This window comes from Promicromonospora sp. NPDC110617 (genome assembly GCF_055598465.1).
Genome location: NZ_JBVKBM010000001.1, coordinates 1,102,744 through 1,115,978 on the forward strand (window position 1 = coordinate 1,102,744; position 13,235 = coordinate 1,115,978).

The window sequence follows — 13,235 nt, forward strand, 5'->3', positions numbered from 1 at the left end:
GGGCCGGGCGTCAGCCGGGCGGCGCGCCACGGACCTCGTCCTCCACGATGCGGGCCACGGCCTCCTGGGCCGGGCCCCAGGACCGGCCCACGACGCCGGCCGCGGCCTTCGCTGCGTACGCGGCGGCGTCGGGCCGCTCGACGGCGGCGGCGAGCCCGGCGGCGATCCCCGCCGCCGTCGGCTCGACCCACCCCACGTACGGGTTGGGCAGGTCGGCGCGCGCCAGCGGCGAGTCGTTGACCACGGGCACGACGCCGGCGGCCAGCATCTCCTCGGCCACCAGCGAGATGTTGGTGAACGACATCGCCAGCCCCGCCACGACCCGCCCGTACAGGGCGTTGAGCTCCGCCGGCGTGAGGCGGCCGTGGTACGTCACCGGGAACGTCAGGTCCGCCGGGCGCGAGCCGTAGACGTGGATCTCCTGCTCGGGGTGCGCATGGTGGAAGCGTTCGAGGGCGAGGCGGGCGAGCAGGTAGCCGCGGCGCCCGACATCGGGCTTCGCGTAGAGCACCACCCCGGACCGGGGCACCTCGACCTCGGGGAGCCGGTACGTGTCGGTGTCACAGCCGAACGGCACCACGTCGCTGGTCTGTCCCAGCTCGGCCGTGAGGCAGCCGGCCACCATGTCGCCGAGCGCGATCCGGCGGAACGGGAACCGGTAGGTCATCGCGGCCAGCTCGTACTCGGACCCGCGCGGGTAGAAGTACGGCTCGTAGTCCTGGATGAAGTACAGCCGCCGGGTGGGCCGCGGGGTCCGGGCCACGATGACGTGCGCGGACTCCCACGACGACGCGACCACGGCGTCCATGCCGGTGATGCCCGCGCGGGCGTCCCGCACCTCGGCGCGCACGCCGGGCCAGCCGTGCCGCAGCTCGGCGGTCCGCTGGACGATGTCCAGCCCGTGCCGGTCGTAGAGGAACACGACGCACTTGTGCCCGCGCGCCTCCAGCCCCTCGACCATGCGGAACAGGGTGGTGTGGCCGCCGGAGCCCGCCGCGGGCGGCGACGTCACCCAGCCCACGGTCAGCGGGCGGTCGCCGGGCACGGGCTCCGGCGTCGGGAGCGTCTCGGGGACGTCGTCCGCGATGTCCGCGGGGTCGAGCTGGAAGCCGAGCGACGCGGCGTCCGTGGTCCGGTAGGCGCGGGCGGCGACACGCTGGGCGAGCCCGTGCGCGCCCACGCGGCGCAGCCGGCGCAGCCGCGCGGTGGCCTTGGTCAGCCGGTTCATCGGTGGTCCCCCTCGTGGTTCACGGGCGCGGTCACAGGTGTGTCGTCGGGTGCCGTCACAGGCCGGACGTGGCCCAGCGCAGGTACATCAGCTCGGTCCGGGCACGGCGCGAGACCCGGCGGACGACGGCGCCGTACCCGGCTCGTCCCGTCCGCTCGGCGCGCGCCGCCCGGCGGGCGATCCGCGCGGCCGAGGGCCACTCCCGCGAGCCCGGCCAGACGGTGGCCGCGAGCTCCAGGTAGGGCGTCGGCGACTCCGCCCGGTCGGCCGCCGCCGCCGCGTACCGCAGGGCGTCCTGGGCGAGCGCGGACCGGGCCCGGTCGTGCAGCCCGTGCGCGCCGGTGAGCCGGTCGCCGACGTTCGCGAACAGCCGGTCGTACGCGTCCGCGCGGGCGCGCAGGTCCAGCAGCGCGCCGGAGCCCTCGTTCACGCTCAGGCTGCCCGCGTGCTCGCGGTGCAACGCCTGGTCGGCGCCGCCCACGTAGCCGACGTCGCCGACGGCGGCGAGCCGCAGCCACATCTCGACGTCCATCGTGAACCGCAGGTGCGGGTCCAGCGGGCCGACGTCCTTGAGCAGGTCGGACCGCATGACCACCTCGGGGGAGGTGATGCAGCTGACGCCGGTGCGGCACCGCTCCGCCAGCCACGCGCGGCCGTCCCACACGGTCCAGGACAGCTCGCCGAGCGCCGGGACGGGCGTGGTGCCGTCGTCGAAGTGCTGCGGGTGGCCGTAGACGAGCCCGACCTCCGGGTGCTGCTCCAGCAGCGCCGTCGCCCGCGCGAGCGCGCCGGGCGGCAGCATGTCGTCGGCGTCGAGCCGCACCACGAACTCGCCCGTGCTGTGCTCCCAGCCGCGGTTGAACGACTTGACCTGCCCGAGGTTGCGCTCGTTCGCCAGCACCGTCACGCCCGGGTGCTCGGCCGCCAGGGCGCGCGCGACGGCGAGGCTGTCGTCGGTCGAGGCGTCGTCGACGACGACCACCTCGACGTCGACCCCCTCCTGGGTCACGAGGCTGCCCACCGTCTGCGGCAGGAACCGGCCGTAGTCGTAGCACGGCACCACCACCGAGACCCGGGGCCGCAGCTGCGGGGCCGACGGCGGGCGCCGCCGGAACGACCGGGGCGCCAGCGGCGACCGGACCCAGGCGCCGAGCGTGCCCACGACCCGGGCGCCGAGCCCCGGCCCGCCCGTGGCGTCGCGGTCCACCCGGGCGCGCCACGCGGCGGCGGCGCGGTCGAGGAGCCCGGCCCCGCCGGCCCTCACGGTGCCACCCCCGCGGGCGCGGCCCGCCCGGTCACGGCGGCGTGCAGCGTGTGCACCACGTGCTCCTGCTGGTCGGCGGTGATCCCCGGGAACATCGGCAGCGAGAGGATCTGCCCGGCGTGCGCCTCGGCCCGTGGGGCGGTGCCGGGCCGGAAGCCCAGGTGCGCCGTCGCGGGCAGGAGGTGGACCGGAGCGGGGTAGTGGATGCCGTGCCCGATCCCGGCCGCCGACAGCGCCGCGGACACCGCGGGCCGGTTCGGTGTGCGCACCACGTACAGGTGCCACACGTGCGTGGCCCCCGGCAGCTCGCGCGGCGCCACGAGCTCCGGCACGTCCCGGAACGCGTCGGCGAGCAGGGCCCCGTACCGGGCCGCGGCCTCCGACCGCTGCAGGTTCCACGCGTCGAGCCGGGTCAGCTTCGCGGACAGCACGGCGGCCTGGAGGGAGTCGAGGCGCGAGTTGGCCCCCACCTCCAGGTGCTCGTAGCGGTGGACGCCGCCGTGGTTGCGCAGACGGCGGGCCCGCTCGGCCACGTCGTCGGACGACGTCAGCACCGCGCCGCCGTCGCCGAACGCACCCAGGTTCTTGCCCGGGTAGAAGCTGGTCGCGGCCACGTCGCCCGCCCCGCCGGAGCGGAAGCCGTCCCGGCTCGCGCCCTGGGACTGGGCGGCGTCCTCGACCAGCAGGACGTCGGGGCCCACCAGCTCGCGCAGCTGCGTCACCGGCGCCATCTGCCCGTACAGGTGCACGCCGACGACGGCCCGGGTGCGCGCCGACAGCCGGCCGGCCACGTCCTCGGGGTCGAGCAGGAAGTCGTCGTCGACGTCGGCGGGCACCAGCAGGGCACCGCAGCGCAGCACCGCCTCCGCGGTCGCGAAGAACGTGTTGGCCGGGACCACCACCTCGTCGCCCGGGCCGATCCCGGCCGCTCGCAGGCCGATCTCCAGGGCGTCCGTGCCGTTGCCCACCCCGATGGCGTGGTGCGCCCCGCTGTAGGCGGCGAACTCGCGCTCGAACCGCTCGACGTCCGGCCCCAGCACGAACCCGGACGTCGTGAGGATCTCGTCCCAGCGCTCGCGGACGTCGGCCTCCACCTCGGCGGTCTGGGCACCCAGGTCCAGGAAGGGTACGGGCGCCCGCGGTGGCGCGGGGGTGGTGGCGGTCGTGGTCTCGGTCATCGCGTCGTTCCTCTCGGTGGGGCAGCCGGGACGGCGTCCGGCAGAAGATCCAGGGCCTCGTCGGGAGTCCCGGCGGGCGCGGCGGCCGGCACCTCGTCCGGCGCGTCGGCCGGACCGTCGAGGGCCGTGCGGGCGGCGCGCCAGCGCGGCCGCACCCAGGCGAGCGTGGCGGCCGCGTAGAGCACGAAGGTGACCGCCCCGGCGAGCAGGCCGCCGAGCAGCGGGTCCTCGACCCGGCCGGCGGCCAGCATGCCCGCGGCCACGGCGCCCGCCCCGGCGAGCCCCGGCACGGCCAGCGCCCAGGTCAGCGCGCCGACCTCGTCGCGCGACCGGCGCAGCAGCACCAGGTAGGCGGGCACCAGCACGCCCACGGCGACGGCGGCCTGCGCCACGGCGACGCCGATGCTCCCGCCCGCCCGCGCGCCGAGCACGACGGCGGGGATCAGCGCCACCAGCCAGACCACCTGCACCGCCAGGACCCCGCGCGAGCGGCCCAGGGCGTAGAGGTAGCCGGCCAGCACGTCCGAGACGACGCGCACGGCGCCGACCACGGCCAGCGGCACCAGGATCTGTGCCGCCGGCTCCCACCGGGCGCCGTAGACGAGCACGACCACGGGGTGGGCCAGCGCGGCGAGCATCGCCGCCGCCAGCACGACGGCCCACCAGACCGGCCCGAGCAGCGGCACGAGCGCGGCGCGGGCGCGCTCGCGCACCTGGGAGAAGGCGGGCAGCGTGACCGACCGCAGTGCCTGGCCCACCAGCGTCATCGGCCACGTCGAGATGTTCGCGGCGAGCACGTAGAACCCGAGCTCGACGGCGCCCGCCAGGTTGCCGAGCACCACGCGGTCGACCGACAGCAGCACCCAGGACAGCAGGTTCGCGGCCGCGACGGGCAGGCCGAACGCGAGCACCGACCGGGCCACGGTCGGGTCCCACGAGAACCGCAGCCGGGTCCGGGTGAGCCAGAACTGCACGGCCACGCCGCACGCCTGGCCGACGACCCGGCCCACCGCCAGGCCGACCAGGCCGTAGCCGAGCACGGCCAGCACGAGGGTCACCACGGCGCCCACGCCGAAGTCGACGGCGTTGGAGCGGAACAGCCCCCGCTGGTCGAGCTTCCGCTGGAGCGTGGCGAACGGGACGACGCCGACCCCGGCCAGCAGGAACGTCGCGGCGAGGATCGCGATGGGTCCGGCCGCGCCGGGGCCGCCCATCGCGGAGGCGAGCGCGGGCGCGGACAGCGCGGTGACCAGGGTGAGCGTGCCGCCGGTCACCAGGCCGAGCACCGCGACGGGGCCGGTGCGCCGCTCGAAGTCGGGGCTGCGCACGAGGTCGGCGCTCAGGCCGAGGTCCGCCAGGGCCATGACCACGCTCTGCACCGTCAGGGCGATCGCGTACAGGCCGAACTCCTCCGGCGACACGATGCGGGCGATGACGATGCCCAGGCCGAGGTTGCCCAGCCGCACCACGACGGTGCCGGTGGTGCTCCAGCGCAGGGCGTTGCCGACGCGGCCGCTGAGGGTGGCGCCCTTGCTCATGTCCCGAACCTCGCGAGGAGCTGGCCGCGGACCTTCCAGCGCAGCGACTCGACGGCCTCGACGCCGAGCCGCGACCGGTGCTCGGCGCGCCCGGCCAGCCGGGCCCACTGCCAGGCCGGCGACCGGACGACGGCAGGGTCGGCCTCGCGGGCGAGCCGCAGGAGCTGCGCGCGGTGCTCGGCGCCGTCGGGCCCCGGGGGCAGCAGCGCGGACGCGAGCACCACCTCGCGCGCGACGGCGGCGTCGGCCCGCGCGCGGAGGCGGTCGGGGCGGCGCAGCAGGTGCCCGTCCTCGCGGAAGAACAGGTCGAACGTCTCGCGCACCGAGCGCCAGTTGTCGAGGTTCCCGCCGAACTGGACGTTGTGCATGTTGGCGTCGTGCTGCCGGTAGTAGGCCTGGACCGGCCCGTTGACGCGGCCGATCCGGCCGCGGGCGGCGGCCTGCAGCCACATGTACATGTCGGCGGCCTGCGGCAGCGCTGCCTCGTAGCCGCCGATCGCGTCGTAGACCGACCGGCGCATCACGACCTCGGGGTTGGTCGGGATGTTCCGCCCGCGGCGGGCGACGTGGCCCACCCACTGCTCGCCCTCCCAGACGGTCCACCAGGTCCGGGCGGGCGTGAACGCGGGTGGTGCGCCGTCGAAGTCGGTCACGAGGCCGTAGACCAGCGAGATCCGCCGGTCGTGCTCCAGCAGGGCGGCGGCGCGGGCGAGCGCGCCGGGTGCGAGGGCGTCGTCGGCCGACAGGAGCACCACGTAGTCGCCGCGGGCCCGGCCGAGCCCGTCGTTGTAGGTGCGGATGTGCCGCATGTTCTGCTCGTGCTCGACCAGCGTGACGCGCGGGTCCGACGCGGCGATCTCGCGCGCGACGGCGACGCTCCCGTCGGTCGAGGTGTCGTCGACCACGATGACCTCGACGTCCACGCCCTCCTGGGCGAGCACGGAGCCGACGGAGGTCGGGAGGTACTGCCCGTAGTTGTAGTGCGGCACCACCACCGAGACGAGCGGGCGCGTGCGCAGGGGGAGCGGGGCCCGGACCGTGGTCATCGCGCCACCTCCCGGACCAGCCGCCGGGCCGGGACGCCGGCCCAGGTCTCGCCGTCCGGGACGTCCGTCAGCACCACGGCCCCCATGCCGACCACGGCGCCCGCGCCGATCCGGACGCCGGGGTGCACCGCGGCGTTCATGCCCAGGTAGGCGGCGCGACCCACGCGCACGCCCCCGCCGAGGGAGACCCCGGCGGCGAGCGTCGCGAAGTCGTCCAGCACGCAGTCGTGCGTGACCGTGACCCCGGGCATCGCGACCACGTGCGCGCCGAGGACGGCGTCCGCGGTGATCGTGACGCCGGCCAGCAGCACCGAACCCTCCCCGACCGGGCACCCGGCGGGGTTGCGCACCGACGGGTCGACGACGCTCGCGTAGCCGGCCCCCGGGTCCAGCCGCGCGTGCACGGCGGCGCGGGTCCGGCTCGGGCCGACGCACAGCAGCAGGCGGGCGCCGGGATGCTCCGCGGCGGCGCTCACCGGCCCCAGCACCGGCGCCCCGCCGACCGTGGGCGGCAGGTCGGCACAGCGGTCGTCGAGCACGCCGAGCACGTCGTGCCCGGCCTCGGCCACGACGGGCAGCACCTCGCGGGCCAGCCCGCTCGCCCCCACCAGCAGCAGCGGCCCGCCCCAGCTCGCCGCCACCTCACTGCCCCCCGTACCCGCGGAGCACCTCGACCACGCGGCCCAGCTCGGCGTCCGTCATCTGGTGGAACAGGGGCAGGATCAGCGTGCGGTCCGTGAGCCGCTCGGTCACGGGCAGCGGCACGTGCCCGCGGTCGGCGTGCGCCGGCTGGCGGTGCGCGGCCATGATGCCGCGACGCGCCGAGATGCCCGCCGAGGCGAGCGCCAGGAGCAGGCCCTCCCGGTCCAGGCGGTACCCGGGCAGCACCTCGACCCACAGCGACTGCACGTTGGAGCGGCCCCAGGCCGGGTCCTCGACGAGGCGCAGGCCGGGCACGTGGGCCAGCGCCTCGCGGTAGCGGGCAGCGAGCTCGCGCCGTCGGGCCACGATCTCGGGGAGGCGGCCGAGCTGCACCAGGCCGACGGCGGCCTGCAGGTCGGTCATCCGGAAGTTGAACCCGACCTCGCCATACTCCTCCGGCGGGGAGACGAGGGACGCGTGCCGGTCCGCCGCGGAGACGCTCATGGCGTGCTCGCGCAGGCGCCGCGCGCGGGCGGCCCAGTCCGGGCGGCTGGTCGTGATCATGCCGCCCTCGCCGGTGGTGAGGATCTTGCGGGGGTGGAAGGACCAGGCGGCGATCTCGGCCCCCGCCCCGACGGGGCGGTCGCGGTAGGTCGAGCCGGCGCCGCACGCGGCGTCCTCGATCACCACGATGCCGAGCGGGTCGCACAGCTCGCGGATCGCGGCGAGGTCGACCGGCACTCCGGCCTGGTCCACCGCGATCACCGCGCGGGTGGCGGGCGTGAGGGCGGCGGCGACCGTCTCGGCGGTGAGGTTGCCGGTGGCGGCGTCCACGTCCGCGAAGACGGGGCGTGCGCCCACGTACGTGGGGGCGTTCGCCGTGGCGACGAACGAGAAGGACGGGACCACGACGTCGTCGTCCGCCCGGATGCCGGCGACGACCAGGGCGAGGTGCAGTGCCGTGGTGCAGCTCGACGTCGCGACGGCGGCACGGGCGCGCATCGCGTCCGCGAACGCCGCCTCGAAGGCGGCGACCCGCGGGCCCTGCGCCACCCAGCCGGACTCGATCACCTCGGCGACCGCCGCGACCTCCTCCGCGCCGAGCCAGGGCTTCATGACGTCGACGCGCTGCAGGCCCTCCTCCACAGCGGTCATGCGACCACCCCCGCGGGGGCCGTCGCGTCGGCGCGGGCGGCGGCCGGCGCGACCCAGTTGCGGTCCTCGATGCGGCTCAGCATCTCCTCGGGGCTCTCGGGCCGGCTGCGGAACCAGTCGACCAGGTCGGCGACCCCCTGCTCGAAGGTGGTCCGCGGCTCGAAGCCGGTCAGCTCCCGGACCAGCGTGTTGTCCACCAGCAGGCGCCGGACGTCGCCCGGGCGAGCCTCCAGCCGCTCCGGCTCGAGGTCGGGCCGCCCGGCGAGCCGCGCGACCGTGGTCACCAGCTCGTTGATCGTCACCTCGGCGCCCGAGCCGACGTTCACGGTGCGGCCCACGGCGGCGTCGCACTCCGCGATGTCGGCCAGGCCCCGCGCGGTGTCGCTGACGTGCAGGAAGTCGCGCGTCTGCTCGCCGTCGCCGTAGACGAAGGCGGGCAGGCCGCACAGGGCGCGCACGATCGTGCGCGGCAGCACCTCGCCGCTGTCACCCTCGAAGTGGCTGCGCGGGCCGAAGGTGTTGAACGGCCGGACCACCACGACGGGCATGCCGTGGGTGCGGAACGCGGCGCGCGCGTACGCCTCCCCGGCGAGCTTCGACCCGCCGTAGACCGTCTCCGGCCAGGTCGGGTGCTCCTCGTTCATCGGGGCGTACTGCGCGGTGCCGAACACCTCGCTGGAGCTCACGTGGACGAACCGGCCCACGCCCGCGGCGCGGGCGCGTTCGAGCAGCTCCAGCGTGGCGGTCGCGTTGACCTCGTGGTTCTCGCGCGGGTCGTGCAGGCTGTGCCGCACCCCCAGGCAGGCCAGGTGGAAGACGACGTCCGCGTCGTCGACCAGTGCGAGCGCGGCCTCGCTGCGGATGTCGTCGGCGACGAGGCGCACCGTGCCGTGCCCGTCGGTGTCCTCCAGGTGGTGGGCCAGGTTCTCGCGTCGGCCGTTGACCAGGTTGTCCACCACGGTGACCGACGCCGCGCCCCGGCGCACCAGCTCGTCGACCAGGTGGCTGCCGATGAATCCCGCGCCGCCCGTGACCAGCACGCGCGTCCCGCGCAGCGCGCTCATGCGGCCGCTCCGTTCCCGGTCGGCCCGCCCGCGAGCACCGGCGTGCGTGCACCGGTCTCGACCCGGGCCACGCCGCCGCCGGCGGCGAGGCTGCGGTCCGCGGCCTCCAGCACGTCGAGCACGCGCAGGCCCGCGGCGCCGTCGGTCAGGGCCGGGCGCTCGCCCTGGATCGCCTCGGCGAGCTCGCCCACCATCGACCCGAGCGCCTCGCGCTCCTCCAGCGCGGGCGACCAGGTGTCGCCCAGGCGGTAGGAGATCGTGGCGGCCCGGCGCTCCAGGCTGTCGAACGCCTGGGTCTCCAGGTCCACGCCGCGGTCGTAGACGCTGATCCGCTGCTGCGGGTTCAGGTCGTCCCACACGAGCGTGCGGCGCGACCCGCCGATGGTCATCCGGCGCACCTTGGTGGGGCTGAGCCAGTTCACGTGCACGCTCGCCACGGCGCCGCCCGGCAGGGGCAGCACCAGGTAGCCCACGCAGGACTTGCCCGCGCCGATCGGGTCGGCGCCGTGGGCGGCCACCGACGCGGGCCGCAGGCCGCCGGGCAGCACGAAGTCGAGGACCGACAGGTCGTGCGGCGCCAGGTCCCAGAACACGTCGACGTCGGGCTGGACCAGACCCAGGTTGATCCGGACGGAGTCGATGTAGAGGATCTCGCCCAGGTCGCCGTTCGCGACGAGCTCGCGGATCTTCCGGACCGCCGGCGTGTAACAGTAGGTGTGGTCGGTCATGAGCACCAGACCGCGGTCCCGCGCCTCGGCGACCATCTCGGTGGCCGCCGCCGCACGGTCGGCGATCGGCTTCTCGACCACCACGTGCTTGCCGGCGCGCAGCGCGGCCAGCGCGATCGCGTGGTGCGTCCGCGCGGGCGTCGCGATGGCCACCGCGTCGACGTCGTCCCGGGCGAGCAGCGCGTCGAGCGACGTCTCGACGTCGGCCCGGCCGTTCGCGCGAGCCACCCGGGCGGCGCGGTCCGCGTCGAGGTCGCAGACGGCGGCCAGCTCCCAGCGGTCGGACGCCGCGAAGTTGCGTGCCAGGTTGGGTCCCCAGTAGCCGGCGCCCACGACGGCCGCCCGCAAGAGTCTCTGGTCCATGCTGCCTTCTTCCGGTATCAGCTCGGATCGGCCTGGAGTGTTGTCATCCTGGCTCCGATCAATGTACGTCCCGGCCTCGCGGCGAACTGGCCGGGGCCTTTCGAAATCACCCGTGGTCGACGTTTATTCACCCGGGGCGGGTTTCACCCAGGGGTGAAAGAGAAAGGCGTGAAGGGCGCCGGAAATGCCGCGACGGACATTCATCCGCGCTTCTCGGACAATGCGCGCGTGCGGCCCGTCACCGTGTCGAACACCCGCACGTAGGTCTCCGCCTGCCGGCGCCAGGACAGCTCGCCCTCGATCCGGGCGCGCCCGGCCAGGCCCATCCGCCGGGCGCGGTCGGGGTCGTCGAGGATCTCGAGGATCGCGTCGCCGAACGCCGCGGGGTCGCTCCCGGCGACGTACCGGCCCGCGTCGCCCGCGCTGCGGCGGGTCTCGGTCAGGTCGGTCGCCACGACCGGCAGCTCGTGCGCCATGTACTCGAGGGTCTTGTTCATGGTGGAGCGGTCGTTGAACTCGCTCGGCGGGTCCGGCGTGACGCCCAGGTCCGCGCTGGACAGCCACCGGCCGATGGCCGCGTGGTCGACCCGGCCGGTGAAGTGCACCCAGAGGTCCAGGCCGCGGCGCGTGCAGTCCGCGCGCAGCTCCTCCAGTGCGTCCCCGAAGCCGAGCAGCGCGAAGCGCACGTCGGTGCGGCCGCGCACGCGCACCACGTGCTCGATGGCGGCCAGCAGCCGGTCCACGCCGTCCTGCGAGCCCATGATCCCCACGTAGCACACGAGGTGCTTGCCCAGGTCGCGGGCCCCCGGCTCGGGGTCGCCCTTGCGCATCAGGTCGGCGTCGGGCGTGCTGAGCACCACCGAGCTGCGGCTCAGGTCGACCTTGCCGCGCTCCAGCGCGATCTGCCGGTACGAGCCGTTCGTCGAGATCACGTGGTCGGCGGTGCGGTACGTCGCGCGCTCCAGGAGCAGCAGCGCCTTGTACAGCAGGTCCTGCCGGCCGAACTTGGCCAGGTACACCTCGGGGCACAGGTCGTGCTGGTCGTAGACGAAGCGCACCCCGCGCCGCAGCCGCCAGAGCAGGGCGAGCAGCCAGTAGGTGTCCGGCGGGTTGCACGCCTGGATCACCTGGAACGGCGCGTCGCGGTGCACGCGGGCCGACGCCCGCGCCGTCCGCCACCAGCAGACGAGGAACTCGCGGACGTAGCCCATGACCCCGCGGGAGTCCGGCGGCGGGGCGTACGAGTAGACCGTCGTCTCGTCCACCTGGAACCGGGCGGGCTCGTCGGGGTTCTCCTGCGGGCAGACGACGCTCACGCGGTACCCGGCGTCCGTCAGCGCGCGGCACTCGGACCGGACCCGGCGGTCGATCCTGAACGGCAGGTTCTGGATGATCACCAGAACGTGTGGAGCGGCGGAATGCATGAGGAAAGTCTTGCTCCCGCAGCGTCCGCCAGAAACCCGGGGAGCGGGTGAACACGGCGATTCACCCGCGGCGCCGGGTGATATCCCGGACCGGGAACATCACCCGAACATCACCCCGCGTCGAGGTTGATTTCCGCGACCTTTTCCGGGTGGGTCAGGAACGTCACGCAAAGGCGTTCCCGGTATTTCATCCGGTGGTTCGGCGGGCCTTTCGGCACTCCTCGCGGATGATCCCGACGACCGTCTCGGTGGTGCGGTCGAGGTGGCTGCTGCCGTCGTCCAGCCGCGCCGTCGGGCTGATGTAGCTCAGTGGCCCGACGTGGGTCGCTGGGTCGAGCCGGTGCACGCCGACCTTCCCGGCCGCCAGGGCCCGGTTCCACGGGCTGCGCCGCAGCAGCCGCCACCGCTCGGGGAACAGCCAGGTGCTGACCTGCTCGATCCAGTCGTTCCCGCTGGTCAGCCGGTGCACCCCGGCCGCGTGGGTGAGGTCGTTCGCGCCGTTGTGGAACCCGCCCAGCGTGATCGCCCACACCGGGGCGCGCAGCTGCGTCCAGAGCTCCTCGACGGCCCCGAGGGCCACCTGGGCGCCGCCGCTGTAGCCGAGCAGCACCACGGGGATGCCGCTGCCGGGCACGTAGCCGGCCAGGCGGAGCTGCTCGGCGATCTGCCCGCCCACGGCGCGGTTGTACAGCGGGCGGTAGCGGCGGTCGGCCGCGACGAACGTCTGCATCACGTTGTGCAGGAAGAGCGTGATGCCGACGTGCTTGCGGAGCCAGTCCCACACCGGTCGCCCCACCAGCGGGTCGGCCAGCGGCGAGTACGGCTGGACCTGGCCCAGCACCCGCAGCTCGGGCGCCCCGGCGATCACCGCCTGGACGAGCTGGCCGCCGTCGCGCGTGTCGGTGAACCGGCGCTTGCCGATGCCGTCGAGGTAGACCAGGTAGGCGTCCGGCGGCCGGTCGGGGTCCGCGCCGCGCGCGTAGGGCAGGTTCGCGGGCAGCACGGGGACCTGGGTGCGCCAGCCGACGGTGTAGACCATCAGCTCGTAGCGGGCGAGCAGGCCCTCGGCGAGCAGGAACGGCCCGATCGCGAGCACGAGGAGCAGGGGCAGCAGCTCGGTCATGCGGGCACCTCCCGCGCCCCGGCCATGAGCCGCGCGGTCAGCCGCCGGACCACCTCCACGGTCGCGGCGAGCCCCAGCCCGGCCCCGGCGACGCACGCGGCCGCGCCCCACCAGCCGAGCCCGGAGGCGTCGGCGAGCGGCCCGGCCAGGCCCGCCCCGACCCCGACCACGAGCAGCAGGTGCAGGAACGGCCCGAGCAGGGGGAACGCGAGGATCGCCGCGAGCAGCATCGGCGCGACCAGCGCGGGCGTCCAGGCCAGGGTCGGGCCCGGCAGCGGGCCCGGCTGGACCCAGCCGGCCAGGGCCCACGCGGCCGGCGGCCACAGGGCGACGACCGCCCCCTCGACCACGGTGCCGGTGGTCATCAGGGCGACCAGGAGCCGCGGGGAGAGCCGGGGCCGGGGGGCCACCAGGGGCAGCACGCGCCCGGCGCTCTCGGACAGGCCGGCGAGCACCAGCAGCACGACGACGGCGGTCGGCAC

12 protein-coding genes are annotated in these 13,235 nt (G+C 75.4%); all 12 read right to left on the reverse strand.

Annotation, left to right across the window (positions count from 1 at the left end; translation table 11 throughout):
- Positions 1 to 10: 10 nt before the first annotated feature.
- The 12 genes from ACZ7LE_RS04780 to ACZ7LE_RS04835 all read right to left on the reverse strand — a co-directional run bounded on the left by ACZ7LE_RS04780 (position 11) and on the right by ACZ7LE_RS04835 (position 13,235).
- The gene (locus tag ACZ7LE_RS04780) at positions 11 to 1,228 is read right to left on the reverse strand and encodes a rhamnosyltransferase WsaF family glycosyltransferase (protein WP_470402174.1); all 1,218 of its coding nucleotides are present in this window, start codon (positions 1,226 to 1,228) and stop codon (positions 11 to 13) included.
- Between the two features lie 55 nt (positions 1,229 to 1,283).
- Positions 1,284 to 2,492 carry a glycosyltransferase family 2 protein gene (locus ACZ7LE_RS04785; protein WP_470402175.1) on the reverse strand — a complete coding sequence of 403 codons (1,209 nt, stop codon included), beginning with the start codon at positions 2,490 to 2,492 and terminating at the stop codon, positions 1,284 to 1,286.
- On the reverse strand, positions 2,489 to 3,670 hold the full coding sequence (locus ACZ7LE_RS04790) for a DegT/DnrJ/EryC1/StrS family aminotransferase (protein ID WP_470402176.1): 1,182 nt from the start codon (positions 3,668 to 3,670) through the stop codon (positions 2,489 to 2,491). Before ACZ7LE_RS04790 ends, ACZ7LE_RS04785 begins: the two co-directional genes overlap by 4 nt.
- A complete protein-coding gene (locus ACZ7LE_RS04795; protein WP_470402177.1) occupies positions 3,667 to 5,208 on the reverse strand; it encodes an oligosaccharide flippase family protein in 1,542 nt (513 codons plus the stop codon). Before ACZ7LE_RS04795 ends, ACZ7LE_RS04790 begins: the two co-directional genes overlap by 4 nt.
- Positions 5,205 to 6,254 carry a glycosyltransferase family 2 protein gene (locus ACZ7LE_RS04800; RefSeq protein WP_470402178.1) on the reverse strand — a complete coding sequence of 350 codons (1,050 nt, stop codon included), beginning with the start codon at positions 6,252 to 6,254 and terminating at the stop codon, positions 5,205 to 5,207. The genes ACZ7LE_RS04795 and ACZ7LE_RS04800 overlap by 4 nt, the downstream gene beginning before the upstream one ends.
- Positions 6,251 to 6,895, reverse strand: coding sequence for an acetyltransferase (locus tag ACZ7LE_RS04805; RefSeq protein ID WP_470402179.1), 645 nt, complete (start codon positions 6,893 to 6,895; stop codon positions 6,251 to 6,253). The genes ACZ7LE_RS04800 and ACZ7LE_RS04805 overlap by 4 nt, the downstream gene beginning before the upstream one ends.
- A 1-nt stretch (position 6,896) precedes the next feature.
- Positions 6,897 to 8,051: a DegT/DnrJ/EryC1/StrS family aminotransferase gene (locus ACZ7LE_RS04810; protein WP_470402180.1), complete on the reverse strand. Its 1,155-nt coding sequence runs from the start codon at positions 8,049 to 8,051 to the stop codon at positions 6,897 to 6,899.
- On the reverse strand, positions 8,048 to 9,115 hold the full coding sequence (locus ACZ7LE_RS04815) for a dTDP-glucose 4,6-dehydratase (protein ID WP_470402181.1): 1,068 nt from the start codon (positions 9,113 to 9,115) through the stop codon (positions 8,048 to 8,050). Before ACZ7LE_RS04815 ends, ACZ7LE_RS04810 begins: the two co-directional genes overlap by 4 nt.
- The gene (locus ACZ7LE_RS04820; protein WP_470402182.1) at positions 9,112 to 10,206 is read right to left on the reverse strand and encodes a Gfo/Idh/MocA family protein; all 1,095 of its coding nucleotides are present in this window, start codon (positions 10,204 to 10,206) and stop codon (positions 9,112 to 9,114) included. Before ACZ7LE_RS04820 ends, ACZ7LE_RS04815 begins: the two co-directional genes overlap by 4 nt.
- A 200-nt stretch (positions 10,207 to 10,406) precedes the next feature.
- Positions 10,407 to 11,603, reverse strand: coding sequence for a glycosyltransferase family 4 protein (locus ACZ7LE_RS04825; RefSeq protein WP_470402183.1), 1,197 nt, complete (start codon positions 11,601 to 11,603; stop codon positions 10,407 to 10,409).
- A 214-nt stretch (positions 11,604 to 11,817) separates the two neighbouring features.
- On the reverse strand, positions 11,818 to 12,753 hold the full coding sequence (locus tag ACZ7LE_RS04830; RefSeq protein WP_470402184.1) for a hypothetical protein: 936 nt from the start codon (positions 12,751 to 12,753) through the stop codon (positions 11,818 to 11,820).
- Positions 12,750 to 13,235, reverse strand: a complete 486-nt coding sequence (locus tag ACZ7LE_RS04835; RefSeq protein ID WP_470402185.1) for a hypothetical protein — start codon at positions 13,233 to 13,235, stop codon at positions 12,750 to 12,752. Before ACZ7LE_RS04835 ends, ACZ7LE_RS04830 begins: the two co-directional genes overlap by 4 nt.